Source organism: Nocardia aurantiaca (genome assembly GCF_009708175.1).
GTDB lineage: Bacteria > Actinomycetota > Actinomycetes > Mycobacteriales > Mycobacteriaceae > Nocardia > Nocardia aurantiaca.
On record NZ_WMBB01000018.1, the window covers coordinates 71501 to 97282 of the forward strand.

The following is a 25782-nucleotide window of genomic DNA, read 5'->3' on the forward strand; positions in this document are numbered from 1 at the left end:
TCAGTGCCACATCGCATTCAGAATTCGCGCGATATGCGCGAGCGCCGCAGGCGAGGTCAGATGCCAGTGGAGCGCCTGCACCGCGTGCTCGCGCACGGCGCCGTCGATCGCGCCGGACCATCCGGCGGCGCCGGTGGGGCGCCGTTCCTCCAAGGCGGCGGTGAAATATGTGATATCGCCGTGGAATACGCGCGGCCGGTAGGCCTGCGCCAACTCCATCGAGCGGGTGCTCGAATCCAGCACCCGTGCGATCCAGTCGACGCCGAAGGACGCGAGGCTCCAGCCGTCCGCGCCCGGCTCGGACAGCGCGACCAGCCGGGCCGCCAGTTCGGACGAATCGGTGACGCCGGCCAGATCCAGCTCGGCGGCCCGGTCACCGAGCAAGCCGCCCAGCAGTTCCGCCACCTCGGTGCGCGGATCGGCGGCGGGCGCGCCGCGCCAGCCACCACGCGGCGCCAAGTGGCTGTCCAGCATGGCCAGCAGGCCGACCTGCTCGCCCTCCTGCTGCAGCCGTACCGCGACGGCGTGCGCCAGCACACCGCCGAGCGACCAGCCGAGCAGGTGGTACGGCCCGGACGGCTGCACCGACCGGATCGCCGCCACGTATTCGGCGGCCCAGTCCTCGATCGAATCCGGCAGCACGCCGTCGGCTTTCAGCGCGGGCGACTGCAGACCGTAGATCGGCCGATCCTGGTCCAGGTAGGCGCCGAGGCCCGCGAACGACCACGAGATGCCGCCGACCGGATGGATGCAGAACAGCGGCTCCGCGGTCCCTTCCCGCCGCAGCGGCAGCAGTACGTCCAAGGCGGCGTCCGCACCGGCGAAGGCCGCGCCGCCCGCCGCGACCGAGCGCAGTTCCCGTGCCAGCTCGCCGGGTGTGAAGGCGGTGAACAGCAACAGCAGCGGAACCGGCTCGCCCAGCACCTCGCCCAGCCGGGCCACCAGGCGGGTGGCCAGCAGCGAGGTGCCGCCCAGCTCGAAGAAGTTGTCGTCCAAGCCGATCCGCTCGATGCCGAGGACCTCGGCGTACGCGGCGCATACGGTCGCCTCCAGCTCGGTGGTGGGAGCCCGAAATTCCCGCGCGGCGAAGGTCGGCGTCGGGAGCGCGCGACGGTCCAGCTTGCCGGACGGGTTGAGCGGCAGCGCGTCCAGCACGACGAAGGCCGACGGCACCATGTACGACGGCAACCGCTGGGCCAGCGCGCGGCGGATCGCGTCCGGGTCCGGCTCGCCGGATCCCGCGGCGGGCACCAGGTAGGCGACCAGGTTCTCGCCCGCGCTGTCCTGGCCCGGCCACACGACCACGACGGCCTGGGCGATGCCCTCCTGCGCGGTCAGCGCGGTCTCGATCTCACCGAGTTCGATGCGCTGGCCGCGCAGCTTCACCTGGAAGTCGGTGCGGCCCAGGTATTCCAGCTCGCCGTCGCGGTTCCACCGCACCAGGTCGCCGGTGCGGTACATGCGCTGCGCGACGCCGAACGGGTTGGCCACGAAGCGATCCGCGGTCAGGTCGGGGCGATCCACGTAGCCCTGTGCCAGCTGCGCACCGGCCAGGTACAGCTCGCCCGCGACGCCCGCCGGAACCGGCCGCAGCCGCGAATCCAACACGTAGAGCTGGGTATTGAACACCGGTCGCCCGATCGGCACGGTCTCGGTGTCGACGTCGGTGACCTCATGGTAGGTGACGTCCACCGCGGCCTCGGTCGGGCCGTACAGGTTGTGCAGCCGCGCGCCGGTCAATTCCCGCAGCCGCTGGGCGGCGGCGCCGGGCAGGGCCTCGCCGGAGGCGAAAACCTGGCTGAGCTCGATTGCCCTCCGCTTCGCTCCGGGCGGGTTCGCGGCGCTGAAGGTCTCGTTCTTCCCTCCCTCCGCTTCTCCGCTACGCTCCCCCGTTCCACTCAGTCCAGAACGAGACGCGCCGCGAACCAGCGAAGTGGCCGACCGGTTGGTTCTCTCCAACTCCGCGACGAAGGCGGCGAGCATCGAGGGTACGAAGTGCGCCGTGGTCACGTCCTCGGCGCGGATGAGCCGCGCGAGGTAGGCGGGATCGCGGTGTCCCTCGGGTGTCGCCACCACCAGGCGCGCGCCGACCTGCAAGGGCCAGAAGAACTCCCACACCGACACGTCGAAGGTGGCCGGGGTCTTCTGCAGCACGGCGTCCGCGGCCGTGAGCCGGTATTCGGACTGCATCCACACCAGACGGTTGACAATGGCCCGGTGTGACACCGCCACGCCCTTGGGGCGGCCGGTGGAGCCCGAGGTGAAGATGACGTACGCGGTGTTGTCCGCGACCAGTCCGTCCCGGCGTTCCCGGGCGGTGATCGGCTCCGCCGGATAGGCGTCGAGGTCGAGATGGTCGATCCGGACGACCGGAATCCCTTCGCCCGCCGCGAGATCCGCGGTGGTCAGTACGACGGCCGGGCGCGCGGTATCGAGGATATGGGCGATGCGCTCCCCCGGCTGGGACGGATCGACCGGAACATAGGCCGCGCCGGTCTTCAGCACGGCGTAGATCGCCGCCACCAGGTCGGCGGATCGCGGCATGGCCAGGGCCACCGTGTCCCGCGCTCCGACGCCGCGCTCGATCAGGAAGCGCGCCAACCGGTTCACGTGCGCGTCGAGCTCGGCATAGGTGAGCACCCGCCGCTCCGCGCCGTCCACCACCAGGGCGGTGCTGCCGGCATTGGCGGCGACGGCGGCCTCGAACAGCGAGACCAGCGTGGGCTCCGGCTCGACGCCGAAGACGGCGGCGGTGTCGTTCCACTGCTGGAGGATCAGCGTCCGCTCGTCGGCATCGAGGATGTCGATCTCACCGGTCCGCACCGACCCGTCGGCGACCACCGCGGCGATCACCCGCTGGAAGCGGCGCACGAACGACTCCACCGTGGCGGCGTCGAACAGCGCGGTGGCGTAGGTCATGGTGGCGGTCAGCCCGGCGGGCGCGCCGTCGGCATCGTAGCCGTCCATGACCACGAGGTGCAGGTCGAACTGGGTGACATCGGTGTCGAATTCGAGGGGGGCGACCGTCAGGCCGTCCAAGTCGAACTCGGCCCGCTGCTGGTTGTTGAAGGAGAAGCCGACCTGCACCAGCGGGTTGCGGTCGGTGGAACGCTCGGGTTTGAGCACCTCCACCAGCCGCTCGAAGGGCAGATCAGCATTGTCGAAGGCGGCGACATCGCCGGTCCTGACCCGCCGCAGCAGGTCGGTGAAGCCCTCGTCCGGGTCGATATCGGTGCGCAGGACCAGCGTGTTGACGAACATGCCGACCAGGTCGTCCAGCGCCGCGTCGTCACGCCCCGCGACCGGGGTGCCGACCGCGATGTCGGCCGATCCGGTCAGCCGCGATAGCAAGGCGGCGAAGGCCGCGTGCACCGTCATGAACAGGGTGGCGCCGTTGGACCGGCCCAAGTCGGCCAGGGCCGCGTGGGTCTGCGCGTCGATGGTGAAGTCGACGCGGCGGCCGGCGGCGTTCAGCACCAGCGGCCGGGGCCGGTCGGTGGGCAGGGTGAGCAGCGCGGGCAGTCCGGCCAGGGTCTCGGTCCAGAAGTCCAGCTGGCGGGAGACCAGCGAGGCGGGATCGTCCTCCGCGCCCAGCAGTTCACGCTGCCAGACCGCGTAGTCCGCGTACTGCACCGGCAGCGGCGTCCACACCGGGGCGGCGCCGGCCTTGCGTGCCGCGTAGGCGACCATCATGTCGCGGGCCAGCGGGGCCAGCGAGGCGCCATCGCCCGCGATGTGGTGCATGACCACGACGAAGACGTAGTCCTGGGGAGCCAGCTCGAACAACGCGGCCCGCAACGGCACCGACGCGGTGACGTCGAAGCCCTTGCCGATCACCTCGGCGACCGCGACGGCAACAGTCCCCTCCGCCACCGGAATCGCCTTGAGCACAGGCAGATCCGCGACCGCGGCGGCGGGCAGCACCACCTGCGTCGGCCCCGCGGCGGTCTCCGGGTAGACGGTGCGCAGTACCTCGTGCCGCACCACCACATCAGCGATCGCGGCCTGCAGCGCCGCCACGTCCAGCGGCCCGGTCAGGCGGATGGGGAGCGGAATGTTGTAGGCGGTGGACTCCGGATCCAGCCGATTCAGGAACCAGATGCGCTGCTGCGCGGGCGATACCGGCACCGGGCCGTCTTCGGTCCGGGGCAGCAGCGGCGGACGGACCGGAGCCGCCGGGTCGGCCGCGAGCGCGGCGGCGGCCAGCGCCTCCACGCTGGTGTGCTCGAAGACCGTCCGGACCGGCACCTGCACGCCGAACGCGGCGCTCAGGCGCGCGGCCAACTGCGTTGCGGTGAGCGAGTTTCCACCGAGGGCGAAGAAGTCGTCGGCCAGGCCGACCCGGTCCGCGTCCACCGTGCCGAGGACCGCGGCCACCACCTCTGCGACGGTGCGCTCGGCGGCGGTGCGCGGGGCCCGGAACTCGGCGGTGCGGAAGACGGGCTCCGGCAGGGCATTCCGATCCAGCTTACCGACCGGGGTGAGCGGGATGCGGTCGAGCACCATGACGGCGGCAGGCACCATGTACGCGGCCAGGGATCGGCCCGCGTGGGCCACCAGCTCGTCGACGTCGATGGTGTGGTCCGGCGCGGCCACCACGTAGGACACCAGCGACACCGCGCCGGCGGCATCGGTGTGGCCGAGGGTGACCGCGAATTCGACCGTCTCGTGGGCGGTCAGCGCCGCGTCGATCTCGCCGAGCTCGATGCGCAGACCGCGCACCTTGACCTGATGGTCGGCGCGGCCGACGTATTCGAGGGCGCGGCGGTCATCCGGCCGCGCGGTCCAGCGCACCAGGTCGCCGGTGCGGTAGAGCCGGTCGCCGGGGGCACCGTACGGGTCGGCGACGAAGCGCTCGGCCGAAAGACCCGGCCGCGCATGGTATCCGCGGGCCACGCCGGGACCGTTCACGTACAGCTCACCGGTCACGCCGACCGGCACCGGTCGCAAACGGGCGTCGAGCACGACCGCCGTCATACCGGCGGTCATGGCGCCCAGTTCGACCGGCTCGCCCGGCAGTAGGGGAGCGCTGATATTGCAGGTGATGGTGGTCTCGGTCGGACCGTAGCCGTTGTGCACGGCGCGTCGGCCGGTGGTCCAGCGGGCGACGGTATCCGGGCCGAAACCCTCACCGCCGATGGACAGTTCGCGGAACTCCGGCAGCCGTGCGGGATCCAGGGTCTGCAGGACCGATGGCGTGATGAAGGCATGGGTGACGCCCTCGGCGGCCATCAGGTCGGTGAGCTCGGCCCCGCCGTACACCTCCGCCGGAGTGATCACCAGGCGCGCGCCTACCGGCGTGGCCATGAGGATCTCCAGCGGGTAGGCGTCGAAACTCGGCGAGGACACCTGGAGCACCCGAGCGTCGGCCCCGAGCCGGTACCGCTCCCGCTGTGTGACCGCGATACCCGCGACACCGCCGTGGGAGACGACGACGCCCTTGGGCAGGCCGGTGGAGCCGGAGGTGTAGATCATCCATGCCGGGTTGGCGATCCGCACCGGGCGGCGCAGCTCGCTCTCCGCGATCGGTGTCGCGTCGAATTCCTCGGTGGCCGACAGGAATTTCGGGGCATCGATGACCAGCCACTCGGCTGCGCCGGGCAGCCGGTCCCGGCTGCCGGAGACCGTCAGACCGAAGGTGGCGCCCGAGTCGGTCAGCATGTGCTCGATGCGGTCGGCCGGGTAGTTCGGGTCGACCGGGACGAAGGCGGCGCCGGTCTTGGCGATGGCCCACACCGCGAGCAGGGTCAGATCCGAGCGCGGAATGGCCAGTGCCACATAGTCTTCCGCGCCGATGCCGCGCCCGATGAGCACGCGGGCCAGCCGGGAGGATCGGGCGTCGAGCTCGCGGTAGGTGAGCTCCCGGTCACGGTAGCGCAGCGCGACACTGTCCGGATGGGCCGCGGCCGCCTCGATGAAGTAGTCGCGCAGGGTGCGCGGTGCGATCCGCCGGGTCGCGGTCCGATCCAGCAGTCCGGCGCGCTCGGACGGGGACAGCAGGTCGATCTCGCCGACCCGCACGGTGGCGTCGGCGGTGATCGCGCCGAGCACCCGGCCCAGGCGGCGCAGCAGACCGGCGGCGGTGGCCTCGTCGAAAAGGTCGGTGGCGTAGTTCAATTCGATGGCCAGGTGGCCGTCGATGTCGGGTTCGTCGGACACGGTGAACTGCAGATCGAACCGGGCCACCCGGTGCTCGAAATCGACCGGTTCCAGTACCAGGCCGGGCACCGCGTAGGTCTGCGCGCCCAGGTTCATGTAGCTCAGGACCACGGTGAACACCGGGTTGCGGGACTGCGTGCGGGGCACGCCGAGGGCATCGACCACCTGGTCGAACGGCACCGTCGCGTGATCGAAGGCGGCCAGGTCGACATCGCGGGTCTGCGCCAGCAGCTCGTCGAAGCCGAGGTCGAGCTCCGGGCGGGTGCGCAGTGCCAGGGTGTTGACGAACATGCCGACCAGGTCGTCGAGGGCGGCATTGCCGCGGCCCTCGAGCGGGGTGCCGATGGTGATGTCGGCCGATCCCGACATCCGGGCCAGCAGCACCGACAGCGCGGCGTGCCACACCATGAACGGGGTGACGTTGTGCGTCTCCGCGATGCGCTTGATGGCCACCGCCAGGCCGCCGTCGAGTCGCGCCTGCACTCGCGCGCCGCGACCGGAGGCCACGGCCGGGCGGGGCCGGTCGGTCGGCAGCGGCAGATCCTCGGGCAGATCGGCCAGCGCCTCGGTCCAGTACTCCAGCTCGCGCGAACCGGACCGTTCCAGGACGGCCCGTTGCCAGAGCGTGTAATCCGCGTACTGCACCGGCAGTTCCGTCCACGCCGGGGCGTGGCCCGCGACCCGTGACAGGTACGCGGTGATGGTGTCGCGCAGCAGCGGATCCTGGGATTGGCCGTCACCGGCGATGTGGTGCAGCACCACCACCAGCACGTGGCTGTGCTCGGATTCGCGAATCAGGGCGGCGCGCATCGGCACGGTGGTGGTGACGTCGAAGCCGCGCGCCACGAAGCTCTCGATCCAGGTGAGGTCCGCGGCATCGGCGCCGGTCCGCATCTCCAGGGTCGGCAGTGCGCCGTCCACGGGCAGAACCAGCTGGTAGCCGACCCCGGCCGCGTCGGCCGGGTAGATGGTGCGCAGCGCCTCATGGCGGGCCACCACGTCGGCGAAGGCGGCGCTCAGCACGCTGGTGTCGATCTCGCCGGTGACCCGGACGGCCGCCGGCACGTTGTAGGCCGCGGATTCCGGATCCAGGCGGTTGAGCAGCCACATGCGGGTCTGCGCGAGCGACAGCGGGATTCGCTCCGGACGCGGCATGCGCCGCAGCGGCACGCCGCGATCGCCGCCGGTGATGCGGGCGGCCAGTTCGGCGACGGTCGGCGCCTCGAACAGCTGCCGCACGCTCAGCTCGGCGCCGAGGGCGGCATTGGCGCGCGCCACCAGGCGCATGGCCAGCAGCGAATTGCCGCCGCGCGCGAAGAAGTCGTCATCCGCGCCGATGGTGACGCCGCCGAGCAGGTCGCCGATGAGGGTGGCCAGCACGGTCTCGGCGCCCGGCGCCGGCGCGCGGTAGGCGACGGTGGCGGCGGTGAATTCGACTGCGGGCAACGCGTTCCGGTCGAGTTTGCCGACGCTGGTGAGCGGCATCTCGTCGAGCACCGCCAGGTGGACGGGAACCATGTAGGCGGGCAGCTGGGTGCGGGCGTGCTCGAGCAGGGTCTCGGCGTCGAGTCCGGCGCCGGAGACGTATCCGACCAGGCAGTCGGTCCCGGCGGTGTCGCGGGCCAGCAGCACGACCGCGTGCGCCACGCCGGGCGCGGACAGCAGTGCGGCTTCGATCTCGCCGAGCTCGATGCGCTGACCGCGCAGCTTCACCTGGAAGTCGTTGCGGCCCACATAGACCAGATCGCCGCCGCGATTCCATTTGACCAAATCGCCGGTGCGGTACATGCGCGCGCCCGGCACCCCGAACGGGTCGGCCACGAACCGGTCGGCGGTGAGACCGCCCCGGCCCTGATAGCCGCGGGCCAGCTGCGCGCCGGCCAGGTAGAGCTCGCCGATGACGCCGGTCGGCACCGGGCGCAGCCGGCCATCGAGCACGTAGGCGCGGGTGTTCCAGTTCGGGCGACCGATGGCGACCTCGAAATCCGGTTCGGCGTCGGAGAATTCGTGGTAGACGGTCGAGATCGCGGCCTCGGTCGGGCCGTAGGCGTTGTGCACCGAACCGCCCACCAGCTCGCGCAGCTTGCCGAGCAGTTCGACGGGCAGCGCCTCGCCGCCGGTGTGCAGGTGCCGGAAGGAATGCAGCGCGTCGCCGTGGCCCTCGGCGACCAGTGCCGCCAGCACCGACGGCACGTGTTCGGCGATGGTGACGCCGAACTCGCGCATGAGCCCGGCCAGGTAGTCCAGATCCTGGTGTCCGCCGGGACGCGGAATCACCAGGGGCGCACCGACCATGGCGGGCAGGAAGCACTCCCACACCGAGACGTCGAAGGCCAGTGGGGCGCGCTGCATGATGCGGTCGGCGCGGGTCACGCCGTAGCGGTCCTCGAGCCAGCGCAGCTGGTTCATGATGGCGCGGTGGCTGGTCGCCACGCCCTTGGGCAGGCCGGTGGAACCGGAGGTGTACAGCACGTAGGCGAGGTTGTCCGGGCGCAGTACGCCACGGCGCTCGGCCTCGGCGATAGGCGCGTCCGAAAGACCGTCCAGCGCACCGGATTCCGTGAGCTCGGCGACGTCGAGTACCCGCACGCCGTCGAGTTCGGGCAGTTCCGCGCCGCCGACGGTGAGCACCAGGGTGACGCCGGAGGTGCCGAGGACGTGCGCGATGCGGTCGGCCGGATGGGACGGATCGACCGGCACGTAGGCCGCGCCGGCGGCCACCACGGCCCACAGCGCCACCACCATGTCGATCGAGCGCTGCGCGGTGATGCCGACGATGTCGTCGGGTCCGATGCCCTCCGAGATCAGCAGGCGGGCCAGGCGATTCACGCGCCGCGCCAGATCGGCGTAGGCGACCCGGGCTCCCTCGAAGACGAGCGCGTCGGCGTCGGGGTCCTGGGCGGCGCGGGCGTCGAGCAGCCCGGCCAGGGTCTCGGCGGGCAGGGCCCGGCCGGTGGCATTGCGATCCGCGAGCAGCACACCGCGTTCGGCGCGCGACAGGATCTCGACGTCGCCGGTGTTGGTGCGCGGATCGGCGAGCAGGGCGCGCAGCACGCGCTCGTAGGTGTCCTGGAACGCGCCGATGGTGCCGGCGTCGAAAAGGTCGGTGGCGTAGGTGATGTAGACCTCGATGCCGCCGGGCGCGCCGTCTGCGCCTGTGGTCTCGGCCATGGTCCAGTCCAGGTCGAACTGGGCGGCGGTGGCGTCGACGGTGAGAGCCTCGATGGCCAGCCGGTTCAGCCGGATGCTGGGTCGGGTGTGGTTCTGCAGGGTCAGCGTCACCTGGCACAGCGGTGCGTGCGCCTGGGAGCGCACCGGATTCACGGCCTCGACCAGCATTTCGAAGGGGACCACGGCGTGCTCGAAGGCGGCCAGGTCGGTGTCGCGAACCTGGGTGAGCAGCTCGCCCAGCGGCGCGTCCGGCCGCACCTCGGTGCGCAGCACCAGGGTGTTGACGAACATGCCGACCAGATCATCGAGGGCTTCGTCGCCGCGGCCCGCCACCGGTGTGCCGATGACGATGTCCCCGCTGCCGGACAACCGGGCCAGCGTGACGGCCAGGGCGGTGTGCAGCACCATGAACGGGGTCACCCGCCGGGCCGCGGCGAAATCGAGGAGGTCCGAGTGCAATTCGGCATCGAAGCGGCCGGTGAAGCCCGCGCCGCGGCCGCTGGCGACCGCGGGCCGGGGGCGGTCGGTGGGCAGGGCCAGGACATCGGGGACCCCGTGCAGGCGGCGAGTCCAGTGCGCCAGCTGGCGGGCCAGCACCGAGTCCGCGTCGTCCGGGCTGCCGAGGGCGGCGCGCTGCCAGAGCGCGAAGTCCGCGTACTGCACCGGCAGCGGTGCGAGATTGGGGACCTCGCCCGCGCAACGGGCCACGTAGGCGGTGGCGATATCGCGGGTGAGCGGTCCGAAGGACCACCCGTCGGCGGCGATGTGGTGCACCACCATGACCAGCAGGTGGCTGCCGGGTTCGTCGGTGAGTTCCAGCAGGCGGATGCGGAAGGGCACCTCGGCGGTGACGTCGAAGGCGGTGCGCGCCACCGCTTCCACCAGGCCCGGCAGCTCGTCGGAGGAGACGGGCTCGGGCACCAGGTCGATCAGCCGGGTGCCGGTGGGCAGGATGAGCTGGCTCGCCTCACCGTCGTGCTCGGGGTAGATGGTGCGCAGGGTCTCGTGCCGGTCCACGACATCGGCGACGGCGGCCTGCAGCGCCTCGAGGTTCAGCGCGTCGAAGCGCGGGTCGACGGAGCGGAGCCGCAGTGCGAAGGGGATGGTGTAGCCGTCCCGGACGTCGAAGCGGTTGAGGAACCACATGCGCTGCTGTGCGATGGACAGCGGAATGCGGTCGCCGCGCTCCTGCGCCGTGACCGGCGGCAGCTCCACCACGGATTCGGCGTCGGCCGCGGAGATCCGGGCCGCCAAGCCCGCGACCGTGGCGTCCTCGAACACCGCGCGCAGCGGAATCCGTACGCCCGCGGCCTTGCCCAGCCGCGCCACCAGCTGGGTGGCGATGAGCGAGTTGCCGCCGAGGGCGAAGAAGTCGTCCTCGGCGCCGACCCGCTCGACACCGAGCAGGGACGCGAACACCTCCGCGACGATCCGCTCCTCGGGTCCGGTGGGGGCGCGGAAGGCGGCGGCGAGCGCCGGCGCGGGCAGGGCGGCGCGGTCGAGCTTGCCGGAGGCATTGAGCGGGAGGGCTTCCAGCGGCACGTAGACCGCGGGCACCATGTAGGCCGGGAGCCGCCGCGCGAGCGCGATCTTCAGCTCGGCCGTGGAGAGTTCCGCGCCCGGGGCGGGCGTCAGGTAGGCGACCAGCTGGGGCTCGGCGTCGGCGCGGCCGGAACCGCGCACCACGACCACCGCCTGGGCGACGGGATCCAGGGCGGTGAGCGCCGACTCGATCTCGCCGAGCTCGATGCGCAGACCACGCAGCTTCACCTGGAAGTCGGTGCGGCCCAGGTATTCCAGTTCACCGGCACCGGTCCACTTGACCAGGTCACCGGTCCGGTACATGCGCTCGGCGGCACCGAAGGGGTTGGCCACGAAGCGATCCGCGGTGAGGGCCGGACGCGCGACATAGCCGGTGGCGAGCTGATCGCCCGCGAGATAGAGCTCACCCGCGACACCGACCGGAACCGGCCGCAGACGCGAATCCAGTACGTACACCCGGGTGTTGAACACCGGACGCCCGATCGGCACGGTCTCGGTATCGGCGTCGGTGACCTGATGGTAGGTGACGTCGACGGCCGCTTCCGTCGGGCCGTACAGATTGTGCAGCGCCGCTCCGGTGACCCGGCGCAGCTGCTGGGCCGTGGACGCCGGCAGCGCCTCACCCGAGGCGAACACCAAACGCAAGCTGGTGCACCGCGCGGCCACATCCTCCGCCACGAACACCGCCAGCATCGACGGCACGAAGTGCGCCGTCGTGACACCCTCGCGGGCAATGGTTTCCGCCAGGTACACCGGATCCCGGTGCCCGTCCGGCTTGGCCACAACCAGCTTCGCACCAACCTGCAAAGGCCAGAAGAACTCCCACACCGACACATCGAAGGTAGCCGGGGTCTTCTGCAGGACAACATCTCCGGCGGTCAGGCCATACTCGGCCTGCATCCACACCAAACGGTTCACAATCGCCGAATGCGGCACCGCCACACCCTTCGGACGACCGGTCGAACCCGACGTGAAGATCACATACGCGGTATCCGACTCCCGCAGCGGCGCAACGCGATCCGCGTCCGTCAGCGGTTCGTCGGAGATTCCGCTCAGATCCAGCAGATCGATCCGCACCTGCGCGGTGTCCATCAGCAGGTCCTCGCCGGAGGTCAGCACGGTGACCGGGTCGGCGGTCTCGAGGATGTACTCGGTGCGCTCGGCCGGGTGGTCCGGATCCAGCGGCACATAGGCGGCGCCGGCGGCGGTCACGGCGTACATGCCCACCACCAGATCGATCGAGCGTCGCATCCCCAGGGCCACGAGGGAACCCGGTCCGACGCCCTCCCCGATCAGCCAGCGCGCGAGCCGCCGCACCCGGGCGGCGAATCCGGCATAGGACAGATCGCCGGGTCGGGAGGTGTCGGCGTGCTCGAAGGTGAGCGCGGTCGCCCCGGGCGTGCGCGCCACCTGCGCCTCGAACAGGGATGCCAGCGTCACGGCGGTATCCCGCGGCAGCTCGGGCAGGTCGAGCACGGCGGCGGTGTCGTTCCACTCGTGCAGGATTCGGGTGCGCTCGGCGGCGTCGAGCAGGTCGAGATCTCCGACCCGCACGGTGGCGTCGGCGGCGACCGCCGCGAGCACCCGGACGAAACGCTCGGCGAGCGCGGCGACGGTGGCGGCGTCGAAGAGTTCGGTGGCGTAGCGCAGGTTGCCGGTCAACCCGGCCCGGTCTCCCAGCTCGCCGACCACCAGGTGCAGGTCGAATTTGACGGTGGGGTCGTCGATCTCGACCGCGGACACCGTGAGTTCGGGCAACGCGAAGGTGCCGGCCCCGCTCATGCGGGCGGCGTCGGTGAAGGTGAGCATGACCTGGGCCAGCGGTGGCGCGCCGGTGGTGCGGTCCACGGCCAGGGCGTCGACGATCCGTTCGAACGGCAGCTCGGCGTGGGCGAAAGCGGCCAGGTCGGCGGTGCGCACGCGGTCCAGCAGCTCGGTGAAGGACAGATCGCTCTCGACCTGCGTGCGCAGCACCAGGGTATTGACGAACATGCCGATGAGGGCGTCGAGTTCGCGCTCGCCGCGGCCGCCGATCGGCGAGGCCACGGCCATGTCGGCGGTGCCGCAGCTGCGCGCCAACAGGGCCGCGAAGGCGGCGTGCACGACCATGAACATGGTCGCGCCGTGCGCCCGGGCCAGCTCCCGCAGTCCGGCGGCGACGGTCTCGTCCACCGAGAACGGTACGGACGCACCGGCATTGGTCTGGACGGCGGGCCGTGGACGGTCGATCGGCAGGGCCAGCTGCGGGGGCAGGTCAGCGAGGGTCTCACGCCAGAAGGCGAGCTGCTGATGGGCGACGCTGCCGGGTTCCTTGTCGTCGCCGAGCAGTTCGTGCTGCCAGAGGCTGTAGTCGGCGTACTGGACGGCCAGCGGTTCCCAGCCGGGTTCGATGCCCGCGACGCGGGCGGTATAGGCGCGCATGAGATCCGCGATCAGCGGTTCCAGCGACAGGGCGTCGGCGGCGATGTGGTGCACCACCACGGCCAGCACGTATTCGGCGGTCTCCGGGGAACGGTCCCCGTTCTCCTCGTCGATCACGAAAAGCCCGATGCGCGAGGGAAGTTCGGCGGTGACGTCGAAACCCGCCGCAGCGAAGGCGGTGAGCGCCCCGGTCAGCTCGGACGCGGCGACCGGCACCGGTCCCAGGCTCAGGCCGATGTCCGCGACCTCCAGGATGTGCTGGTAGGGGCCGGATTCGGAGTCAGGGTAGGTGGTGCGCAGGGATTCGTGCCGGGCCAGCACATCCAGCGCCGCCTGCTCGAGCGCCGCGATGTGCAGCGCGCCGCGCAGGCGCAGGACGATCGGGAGGTTGTAGACGCTGCGCTCACCGTCCTCGGACTCGATCCGGTTGAGGAACCACAGGCGCTGCTGGGCGGGCGAGAGCGGAATGCGCTCCGGGCGCGGGCGCGCGGCCAGAACCGGCCGGGCCGCATCCGGATTCGCGGCGACCAGCGCGGCGGCCAAGCCCTCGACGGTGGAAGCCTCGAAGAGCAGCCGCACGGGCACGCGGGCGCCGAGCTCGGCGCCGATGCGGGAGGTCACCCGGGCGGCGTCGAGCGAACTGCCGCCGAGAGCGAAGAAGTCGTCGTCCAGCCCGACCCGCTCGGCATTGAGCACCTCGGCGAACACGGCGGCCACCAGGCGCTGAGCGGCATCGACGGGGGCGCGGAAGTCCTTGGCGCGCAGTTCCGGAACCGGCAGCGCGGTGCGGTCGAGCTTGCCGCTGGAGTTGAGCGGCAGTTCGGGCAGCGCCATCAGGGCCGTCGGCACCATGTAGGGCGGCAGCACCCGGGCCAGGCCCTCCCGGAGGGACTCCGGATCCAGTTCGATACCGGGGGCCGCGACCACGTAGCCCGCCAGGTAGTCGCCGGACTCGGCGGTAATGAGCCGCACCGCCGCCTGCGCGACCTCGGGGGCCAGCAGCAGCGCGCTCTCGATCTCGGCCAGCTCGATGCGCTGGCCGCGGAACTTGATCTGGAAGTCGAGCCGCTCGAGGTAGACCAGTTCGCCGTCCTCGGTCCACTTCACCAGATCGCCGGTGCGGTACATGCGCTCGCCGGGCCGTCCGAAGGGGTTGGCCACGAAGCGGTCCGAGGTCAGGTCGACGCGGCGGTAGTATCCGCGCGCCAGCTGCACGCCGGCCAGATACAGTTCGCCCGGCACCCCGATGGCCACCGGGTGCAGGCGCGAATCCAGCACGTACACCTGGGAATTCCACTCCGGCTCGCCGATCGGCACGGTGAGCGTGTCGGAGCTGTGCGCCTCGCGGAAGGTGATGGACACCGCGGCCTCGGTGGGGCCGTAGAGGTTGTGCAGCCCGGCGTCGCTGACGGCCCAGAAGGCGGCGACCGTCTCCGGCGGCAGCGCCTCACCGATGACGAAAACCTCGCGCAGCGAGTCGAGTTCGCCCGCCTCGGCGTGCGCCGCGAAGACCGCGAGCATCGAGGGCACGAAGTCGGTGAGCGTGACCTGGTGCCGGGCAATGGTTTCGGCGATGTAGCGGGGGTCGCGGTGGCCGTCGGGAGTGGCGACCACCAGGGTCGCGCCGGCCCGCAGCGGCAGGAAGTAGCCCCACAGCGAGACGTCGAAGGTGGTGGCGGTCTTCTGCAGGTAAACGTCCTGGGCACGCACCCCGTATTCGGCCTGCATCCAGGCCATCTGGTTGGCGATGGCGCGGTGCGTGACCGCCACGCCCTTGGGCTTGCCGGTGGAGCCGGAGGTGAACAGGACATAGGCCGGGTGGTCGGGACGCAGGACCGCGCGCCGCTCCCGGTCACCGATCTTGGCCGCGGAGTACTCGGTGAGATCCAGCTCGTCGAGGTGATGCAGTGGCACGTCGACGGTATCGGGCAGGGTGAAACCGTCGCGGCGGGTGGTGAGCACGGCGTGCGGGTCGGCGGTGGCGAGAATGTGGCCGATGCGTTCGGCGGGGTGGGACGGATCCACCGGCACGTACGCGCCGCCCGCGCGCAACACGGCGTACATGGCGACCACCAGCTCCACCGAGCGCGCCATGGCCAGCACCACCAGCGATTCCGGGCCGACACCCGCGCCGATGAGGTGGCGCGCCAACCGATTCGCGCGCTCGGAGAACTCGGCGTAGCTGAGTTCGGTATCGCCGAAGACCAGGGCGCGCGCGTTCGGGGTGCGGGCCGCCTGGGCGTCGAAACCCTGGTGCAGGAACTGGTCCGGGACGCGGGAGCCGGTGGCGTTCCAGCTCGAGACGACGTAATCGTGCTCCCCGGCGTCCAGCAGTGCGATATCGCCGACCGGCACCTCGGCATCGGCGGTGGCGGCGGTCAGCAGGCGGGTGAACTTGGCGGCGAACTCGCGCACCGAGTGTTCGTCGAAAAGGTCGGTGGCGTAGGTGTACTGGACGCGGTAGCGGTCGCCGTCGGAGACGACCGTCAGCTGCAGGTCGAACTTGGCGATGCCCGGATCGAAGTCCAGTTCCTCTGCGCTCAGTCCCGGCAGCGCCAGCGTGACGTCGCCCAGGTTCTGCATGAACAGCGCCACCTGGAACAGCGGGTGGCGGTTGCGGGCGCGGGCCGGGTTGAGCACCTCCACCAGGCGCTCGAAGGGCACGTCGCGGTGGGCGAAGGCGCGCAGATCACGGTCGCGGACATGGGCGATCAGGTCGCCGAAGGAGTCCGCGCCCCGTACCGCCGTGCGCAGCACCAGGGTGTTGACGAACATGCCGACCAGGTCGTCGAGGACCTGGTCGCCGCGGCCCGCGACCGGAGTGCCGATGGCGATGTCGGCGGTGCCGGACAGGCGGGCCAGCACCGCCGCCAGCGCGGCGTGCAGCACCATGAACGGGGTGGCGCGGTGCGCGGCGGCCATGCGGTCGACCGCGTCGCGCAGCTCGGCGTCCAGGACGGTCTCGAATGTCGCGCCCCGGAAGCTGGAGACGGCCGGGCGCGGGCGGTCCGAGGGCAGGTCGAGCTGGGCGGGCAGGTCGGCGAGTTCGCTCGCCCAGAAGGCGATCTGGCGGGCGGACACCGAGTCCGGGTCGGACTCGTCACCCATCCAGGCGCGCTGCCACAGCGCGTAGTCGGCGTACTGCGCCGCCAGCGGCTCGTACTGCGGCCGCTGGCCCGACTGCCGCGCCACGTAGGCCATGACCAGGTCGCGCACCAGCGGCGCGATGGACGCGCCGTCGGCGGCGATGTGGTGGGCGACCACCACCAGGGTGTGGTCGGCGGGGCCGGAGCGCAGCAGCCGGGCGCGCAGCGGCACCTCGGCGGTGACGTCGAATCCCTGTGCGGCCAGGGCGAGTACGGTCGCCGCCAGCTGATCCTCGGGCACCTCGCGCGGAGTGAGGTCCACCGCGGCGGCGGGCAGCACCACCTGGGCCGGGCCGGCCTCGGCGGCCGGATAGTAGGTGCGCAGCGACTCGTGGCGTTCGATGACGTCGGCGAAGGCGGCCGCCAACGCCGCGGTGTCGAGCTCGCCGCGCAGGCGCAGCGCGAACGGCATGTTGTCCACCGCCGACGGATCGAAATCATCGGCGGCCGGGTCGTATTCGCTGCGCGCGTAGTGGTTGAGGAACCACATGCGCTGCTGGGCGGGCGAGAGCGGGATGTGGTCCGGACGCGGTCCGGCGGTCAGCGGCGGCCGGGCGGCCGGACCCGCGCCGTCGCCCAGCGCCGCGAGCGCGGCCACGGTCGGACGCTCGAAGAAATCGCGCACGTCGACGGTGACGCCCAGCGTCTCCCGGATCCGGGCGATGGCGCGGGTGGCGATGAGCGAGTTGCCGCCGATGGAGAAGAAGTCGTCGTCGGCGCCGACCACCGCGAGATCGAGCAGGTCGGCGAAGATGGCCGCGACCGCCTCCTCGGCGGGCGTGGCCGGGGCGCGGTAGGCGATGGTGACGTCGGCGAAGACCGGTTCGGGCAAGGCACGCCGGTCCACCTTGCCGTTCACATTGAGCGGCATCTCGGCCATGGGCACCAGCAGCGACGGCACCATGTACTCGGGCACGTGCGTCCGCACGGTGGAAAGCACCGCGGTGCTGTCGATTTCGGCGCCGTCGGCCGCGACCACATAGCCGACCAGCGCCTGCTCGCCATTGGGGCGGGTGTGCATCAGCACGGCCGCCTGCGCGACCGCGGCGTCGCGGCGCAGGGCGGACTCCACCTCGCCGAGTTCGATGCGCAGGCCGCGCATCTTCACCTGGAAGTCGCTGCGGCCCACGTACTCCAGCTCATCGGGGCCGCCGTCCGCACTGGACACCCAGCGCACCAGGTCGCCGGTGCGGTACATGCGGTCGCCGGACGGACCCTCGGGGTTGGCCACGAAGCGTTCCGCGGTCAGACCCGAGCGGGCGATATAGCCGCGGGCCAGCTGCGGGCCGGCCACGTACAGCTCGCCCACCACGCCGACCGGCACCGGTCGCAGGTCCTCGTCGAGGACCAGCAGTTCGACGTCGTCGCCGGGGCTGCCGATCGGAATGGAGTCGACATCGGCGGCGGTGACCTCATGGGCGGTGGCCAGCACGGTGGACTCGGTGGGACCGTACACGTCGAACAGGGTCGCGCCGCTGACGCTGCGGAAGTCAGCGGCGATGCCCACGGGAACGGTCTCGCCACCGGTGAGCAGGTAGCGCAGCGAGTCGGGCATCTCCTCGCCGCCGCGCATCACCTCGCCCACCAGCGCGGCCAGCATGGACGTGACGAAAAAGGCTGTGGTGACCCTTGATTCGCGAATGACACGCACCAGGTACGCGGAGTCCAGGTGGCCGTCCGGCGCCGTGATCACCAGCCGGGCCCCGGTCTGCAGGGGCCAGAAGATCTCCCACACCGACGCGTCGAAGGTGGTGGAGGTCTTGAACAGGACCGCGTCCTGGTCGGTGAGCCGGAACTGGCGCTGCTGCCACCTCAGGAACGCGACGACCGCGCGGTGCGGGATGGCCACCCCCTTGGGGCGGCCGGTGGAGCCCGAGGTGAAGATGACGTAGGCGAGGTTGTCCGGACCCGGCTGCGGCAGCTCGGGATCGTCGGCCGGCGACAGCAGCCGATCGCCGTCGATGCCGTATTCCCTTGCGTTGCACTCGAATTCGTCAATGCGCAGCACCGGGGCGTCGATGTCGAAGGCCGGCTGGTCTGCGGTGGTGGTGAGCACCACCGCGGGCCGCGCCACCTCGAGCACGTAGGAGGTGCGCTCGGCCGGGTGATCCGGATCGATGGGCACGTACGCGCCGCCCGCCTCCAGGATGGCGAACATGCCGACCAGCATTTCGAAGGAGCGGCGCACCGCCAGGCCCACCAGGACGTCGGGCGCGACGCCCATACCGCGCAGGTGGCGCGCGAGAACCGTGACGCGGGTGGCGAATTCGGCATAGGTGAGCGTCGCGCCCTCGAATTCCATGGCCACCGCGTCGGGGGTGCGCTGCACCTGGGCCCGGAACTGGGTGCTCAGGGTCTCGATCGGGGCCAGTTTCGGGTCGAGGACGTCGGAGGCGGCCAGCACGGCGTCGTCGACCAGCGCCTCCAGGGCCGCGGTCAACCCGCCCGCCTCGCCGTCCATCAGACCGGGCAGCTGGCCGGACACCACGACCTGCATGAGCGCCTCTGGCTCCAGCGCGCCGCCCATCGCCTCGCTCAGCATGGCGATCTCGGTGGCCAGGGCGCCGTAGGTGACACTGTCCCCCGCGTAGCGCAGCGCTGTGCGGTCGGCATCCAGCTCGGCCACGATGGCGATCAGACCTGGTAGGTCGCCCACGCCGTAGGCCCGGCGCAAGGCCGTGACCCGTCCGGTTCGGCTGGTGGCGATCGACTCTGCGTAGTGCATCAGAGGCTTCCTTCCGACGTGCTTTCCGAGCGAAGGACCAGGGCCTGCGCGTCCGTGGTGAGCGTGCTCAGGGCCTGGTGGAGTCCGGCCGCGCCGAGGGCGGCCAGAATGCCGGGCACCAGTCCGGCGAGTGCCACGTTCACCAGCGCCTCCGGCTTCGCGGCGGCGCCCATGGCGCGGGCGGTGACGGCGATCTTCTCGGCGAGGTCCCGGTAGGTGACGGTGTGCGCACCGTGGGTGAGAGCGACCGCCGCGGGGTCGGCCGCCGCCGCGGCGGCGATCAGCGCGGGCAGGTCGGCCGGGGTGGCGGCCGACTGCTGCTGCGGCACAACGGTTTCGGTCTTCGCCGCACCGGCGCCGGGGCGGCGGGTGCGTTCGGCCTCGGTGCGGATGTCGATGGCGCGCACCGGCTGCTCCGGATCGGCGGCCACGGCGTGCAGCACCAGCAGCAGCCGCTGCGCCAGCAGGCGCGCGGTGTCGGCGCCGAACAGATCGGTGGCGTAGACCAGCCGCATGTCCAGCCCCACGACGCGACCGGAATCGTCGTGGCGCTCGATGCCTGTGAGCTGGAGGTCGAACTTGGCCTCGGTGAGTTCGGGCTCGAGCGCCTCGACCGTCAGCCCGGGCAGCGCCGCCGAGACCGGCGACATGTTCTGGAAGGCGAAGGCCACCTGGAACAGCGGGTTGATCGAGGCCGAGCGTGCGCGGCCGGTGACGGCCAGGACGGCGTCCACCACCCGCTCGAACGGCACGTCGCCGTGGTCGAACGCCGCCAGATCGCGGTCGCGCACCTGACGCAGCAGATCGGTGAAGGCGAGTTTGCCGTCCACCTCGGCGCGCAGCACCACGGTATTGACGAACATGCCGATGAGGTCGTCGAGGGCTCGCTCACCGCGACCGGCGACCGGGACGCCGATCGAAATGTCGCGCTGACCGGACAGTTTCGCCAGCAGCACCGCGAACGCGGCGTGCACCACGCCGAAGAGGGTGGCGCCGTGCGCACGGGCCAGGTCCGAGAGCCGCTCGACGGTGTCGGTGTCGACCTCGAAACCGATGGTCTCGCCGAGCATCTCCCGCCGCGCCGGCCGCGGCCGGTCGGTGGGCAGCGCCAACTGCTCCGGCGCGGAGGACAGCTCGTCCACCCAGAAGCGCAGCTGCCGTGACTGCAAACTGTCCGGATCGGTGTCGGAGCCGAGCATCGCGCGCTGCCACGCGGCGAAGTCGCCGTACTGGATCTCCAGCGGAGCCCAGGCAGGCGCGGCGCCGGCCCGGCGGGCGGTGTAGGCCACCACCAGATCCCGGGTCATCGGCAGCACCGAAAAGCCGTCGGCGCTGATGTGGTGCAGCACCACCAGCAGCACATGGTCGGCCGGTGCGAGCTCGAACAGGGTCACCCGCACCGGCGGGGCGGCGGTGACGTCGAAGCCGGTCGTCGCCACCTCGACCATCCGCGCCTGAATCTCGTGCTCGGACACCGGGACCGGAGTCAGCTCGCCGTCGAGCTCGCCGAGCTCCAGCACCACCTGCACGGCCTCGCCGTCCACCTCGGGATAGCGGGTGCGCAGAATCTCATGGCGCTCCAGCACATCCCGCAGGGCGGCGGTGAGCGCGGCCCGGTCGAGGTCGCCGGTGAGGCGGACCGCGGCGGGCACGTTGTAGGCGCCCGACTCCGGGTGCAGGCGGTTGAGCACCCACATGCGCTGTTGGGCCAGCGACAGCGGAGCCGGGCCGGTGTCGGTGCGGCGGGTCAGCGCGGGCAGCAGTTCGGTGCGGTCGGCGGTGGCGATCCATTCCGCCAGGCCGCCGACGGTCGGAGTGTCGAACAGGGCCGACACCGGCACGCGCACACCGAGATCCGAGCCCAGCCGAGCGGCCAGGCGGGTCGCCATGAGCGAGTTTCCGCCCAGGGCGAAGAAATCGGTGTCCAATCCGATGAGGGTCTGCTCATTCGCGCCGATGACCTCGGCGAAGCCCGCGGCGACGGCCTGTTCGAGGGCGGTCACCGGCTCCCGGTAGGCCGCCACGGCGAAGACCGGTTCCGGCAACTGCGCCCGGTCGACCTTGCCATTGGCGTTGAGCGGCAAGGCGTCCAGCACCACCAGCGCGGCCGGGACCATGTACTTGGGCAGCTCCGCGGCCAGGGCGGCACGCAGCCCGGCGGACACCTCGTCGCGACTATCCTCGGGGGTGCCCGGGACCGCGGCGTAGGCGACCAGCTGTGCCCCGGCGTCGGTGGTGCGGGCCACGGCGACCGCGGCGTGCACGCCGGGCTGCCGCCGCAGCGCCGTCTCGACCTCGCCGAGCTCGATGCGGAAACCGCCGATCTTGACCTGGAAGTCGGCGCGGTCGACGTACTCGAGCGTGCCGTCCGCGCGCCAGCGGACGATATCGCCGGTGCGGTACATCCGGCCGCCCGAGCGCGGGGAGGCGGAGCTGAATGGATCGGCCACGAAGCGGTCGGCGGTCAGTGCCGGGCGGTTGTGGTATCCGCGCGCCAGCTGCGCACCGGACAGGTACAGCTCGCCGGGCACGCCGATCGGGACCGGCGACAGGCGGGCGTCGAGCACGTAGACCCGGCTGTTCCAGGCGGGTGAGCCGATCGGCACCGCCTGGCGGTGGCGTTCACGCACCTCGTAGGCGGTGATGGATACCGCCGCTTCGGTGGGACCGTATAGGTTGAAAAGTTTTGCGCCACCGATGTTCTCGCCGTCAACGGCGGCGTGGTCGAGGAACTCGGCGGCAGTCGCGGCGGGCAGCGCCTCGCCGATGGCCAGCACCGCGCGCACCGAGGCGGGCAGCGGGCCCCCCGCCAGCAGCATCCCCAGCAGCGAGGGCACCGGGTGCAGGACCGTGACGCCGTGGGTCTCGATCAGGGCGCGCAGGCGGTCCGGATCGCGTTCGTCGCCCGGGGCCGAGACCACCAGGCTGCCGCCGGTGGTCAGCGCGGACCAGAACTCCCACACCGACAGGTCGAAGGTGGCCGGAGTCTTCAGCAGCGCGCGGTCGCTCGCGCCCAGCTCGAAGGTGGCGCGCAGCCAACTCAACTGGTTGACGATGGCCGCGTGCGGCACCGCCACGCCCTTGGGCAGGCCGGTCGAACCGGAGGTGAAGATGACATACGCCGGGTGTTGCTCGCGCAGCGGGCGCACGCGCTCGCCGTCGGCGATCGGCGCGGCGGACTCGCCGGCGAGATCCAGCCGGTCGACCTCGAGCACCGGCACCTCGGCGACGAACGGCACACCGTCGGCCGAGGTGGTGAGAACCACTGCCGGAGCGGCTGTTTCGATGATATAGGCGATGCGGTCGGCCGGGTGGTCCGGATCGATCGGCACATAGGCGCCGCCCGCCTTCACCACCGCGTACATGGCGACCACCAGGTCGATGCCGCGCCGCATGGCGAGCACCACGCCGGTCTCCGGACCGACGCCCGCCGTGATCAGCCGCCGTGCCAGCCGGTTCACCCGGGCATCGAATTCCGCGTAGGTGAGCGCCGTTTCGCCGTCGAGGAGGGCGACCGCGGCCGGGGCGGCCGCCGCCTGAGCGTCGACCAGATCGGCGAGGGTGGCCGATGCGACCGGGTGCGCGGTGGCGTTCCAATCGTGCAGGATGCGCTGCCGCAGGCCCGCGCCCAGCAGGTCGATCTCGCCGACGGCGGTGTCCGGCTGCGCGGCAATGGTTTCCAGCAGCCGGGCCAGGGCGGCGGTGAATCGCTGCGCGGTGTCCTCGGTGAACAGGTCGTGGGCGTAACCGAGGGTCAGCTCCAGACCGGCGGGCGCACCGGTTTCGCCGTAGTGGTCCACCGCGAACAGGTGCAGATCGAATTGCGCCACGTGGGTGTCGAATTCGACCTCCGACACCGTCAGTCCGGGCAGGCGCAGTTCGGCGCGATCGTGGTTCTGGAAGGACAGGCCCACCTGGACCAGCGGGTGCCGGGCGGTCGAACGCGCCGGGTTGAGCACCTCCACCAGCCGTTCGAACGGTACGTCGGCATTGCCGAAGGCGGCGATGTCGCCGGTGCGGACCCGTGCCAGGAGCGCCGTGAACGGCTCGGCGGCGTCGGTCCTGGTGCGCAGCACCAGGGTGTTGACGAACATGCCGATCACGTCGTCGAGTGCGGCGTCGCCGCGGCCCGCGATCGGGGTGCCGACCGCGATGTCGGTCGTGCCCGACAGTCGGGACAGCAGGGCCGCGAAGGCGGCGTGCACCACCATGAACAGGGTCGCGCCGTGGCGGCGGCCCAGCTCGGTGAGAGCGGCGTGCAGGTCGGAGTCGAGCGGGAGCCGAATGTAGCTGCCGCGCAGGCTCTGCCGCGCCGGGCGCGGGTGGTCGGCGGGCAGGTCCAGCTGGTCGGGTAGCCCGGCCAGGGTCTCGCGCCAGAAGGCGAGCTGCGCGCTGGCCACCGAATCCGGGTCGTCCTCGGAGCCGAGCAGCGCGCGCTGCCACAGCGCGTAGTCGGCGTACTGCAGGGCCAGCGGGGACCAGCCCGGCTCGCGGCCCGCCAGGCGGGCGTCGTAGGCCACCATCAGGTCGCGGACCAGGGGGACGACCGAGGAGCCGTCGGCCGAAATATGGTGCAGCACACCGGCGAGCACGTACTCGCCGGTCGCCGCCCCCTCGGCGTCCACGAGCCGCAGCAGCTCCACCCGGATCGGCACCTGGGCGGTGACATCGAAGGTGGTGGTGAGGATCTCGTGAATCCGCGCCGGCAGTTCGTCCTCCCGGACCGGATGGACGGCCATCTCCGAGAAGGCCTGCGCGGCGGAGAGAATCACCTGCGTCGGGCCCTCGGGAGTCTCCGGATAGACGGTGCGCAGGTTCTCGTGCCGTTCCAGGACGTCGCCGAACGCCGCCACCAGGGCCGCGGTGTCCAGCTCGCCGGTGAGCCGCAGTGCGATCGGCACGTTGTAGGCCGTCGAGGTGCGGTCGTAGCGGTTGATGAACCACATGCGCTGCTGCGCCGGCGACAGCGGCAGCCGCTGCGGGCGCTCCCCCGCGACCAGTGCGGGCCGCGGCGCCTCACCCGCGCCGGACGCCAGCCGGGCGGCCAGCGCGGCCACTGTCGGCGCCTCGAACAGCACGCGGACGCCCACCGTCGACTCGAAGACGGCGCCGAGGCGGGCGGCAGCCTTCGCCGCCACCAGGGAACTGCCGCCGAGCGCGAAGAAATCGTCGTCCGCGCCGACCTGCTCGACTCCGAGCAGGTCGGCGAATACGCCCGCCACCAGCTCTTCCGCCACGGTGGCCGGGCGGCGGTAGGCATTGCCCTCGAAAACGGGCGCGGGCAGGGCCCGGTAGTCCAGCTTGCCGTTCACGGTCATCGGCAGGGCGTCGAGCACTGTGAAGGCGGCCGGAATCATGTACGCGGCCAACCGGCCGGTGACACCGGCGCGCACCGCGTCCACGTCCAGATCCGGGCCCTCGGGAACCAGGTAGGCGATGAGCTGGTCACCGCGCGCCTGATCGGTGTGCACGACCACGACGGCCTGGCGCACCTGCGGGTGCTCGGCCAGCGCGGTCTCGATCTCGCCGAGCTCGATCCGGTAGCCGCGTACCTTGACCTGGGAGTCGTTGCGGCCCAGGTATTCCACGGTGCCGGCGGCGGTCCAGCGCACCAGGTCGCCGGTGCGGTACATGCGCTCACCCGGAGCCCACGGGCAGGCCACGAAGCGTCCGGCGGTCAGGTCGGCCCGGCCCCGGTAGCCGCGCGCCAGCTGCGAGCCCGCCACGTACAGCTCACCGACGGCCCCCACCGGCACCGGCCGCAGCCCGGCGTCGAGCACCCATTCCCGCACGCCCGCGAAGGGCGTGCCGATGGTGACCGGGTCCGAGACCGTCAGCGGCGCGGTGGCGTTCACCACGACGGTGGTCTCGGTGGGGCCGTAGGCGTCCACGAGCACGCGATCGGCCTCTGCCCAGCGGCGCACCAGCTCCGCGGGGACCGCCTCGCCGCCGACCGCCGCGTACCGCACCTCCGGCACGTCCGCCGGGTCGATGGTGCCCAGCGCGGACGGGGTCATGACCACGTGCGAAACCCGCTGTGTCCGCAGCAGTTCCGCGAGCTCATGGCCCAGGGCGGCCTCCGGCGGCGCCACCACGACGGTGGCGCCCGAGTCGATGGCGAGCAGCAGCTCGCCGATGGAGATGTCGAACGACGGCGAGGAGGCGTGCAGCACCCGCGCCTCCGGCGCGCCGAAGTAGCGCTCGGTCTCGGCGGCGGCCAGCCCCGGCAGGCCGAGGTGCGAGACCACGACCCCCTTGGGCAGGCCGGTCGATCCGGACGTGTAGATGATGTAGGCGATGTGCCCGGCGTGCAGCGGCCGCACGCGGTCCCGCTCCTCGATCGGCGCATCGCTGAATTCGGCTGCGGTGCTCCTGAATTCGAAGTCATCCAGCAGCAGCCACGGAATCGAGTCCGGCAGCCCGGTCCGCGCGGCGGCCATCGTCAGGCCCAGCGCGGCGCCGGAATCCGACACCATGTGCCGGATCCGATCGCCCGGGTGTGCCGGGTCGATCGGCACCCAGCCGGCGCCGGCCTTGGCGATGGACCAGACCGCCAGCACCGAGTTCAGCGAGCGCGGCATGGCGACCGCGACCAGATCCTCCGGGCCGACGCCGCGC

At 71.7% G+C, this 25782-nt stretch carries 2 protein-coding genes (1 of these 2 running past the window's edge); both read right to left on the minus strand.

Annotation, left to right across the window (positions count from 1 at the left end; translation table 11 throughout):
- Complete coding sequence (locus tag GLP40_RS30240) at window positions 1-19164, minus strand: non-ribosomal peptide synthase/polyketide synthase (RefSeq protein ID WP_154791429.1); 19164 nt, start codon at window positions 19162-19164, stop codon at window positions 1-3.
- Window positions 19164-25782, minus strand: partial view of a non-ribosomal peptide synthase/polyketide synthase gene (locus GLP40_RS30245; protein ID WP_154791430.1) — the final stretch only. 11513 nt of this gene lie beyond the right edge of the window; the window shows 6619 of its 18132 coding nt (coding positions 11514-18132); its start codon lies off the right edge, out of view — the gene reads right to left on this strand; the stop codon is at window positions 19164-19166. Before GLP40_RS30245 ends, GLP40_RS30240 begins: the two co-directional genes overlap by 1 nt.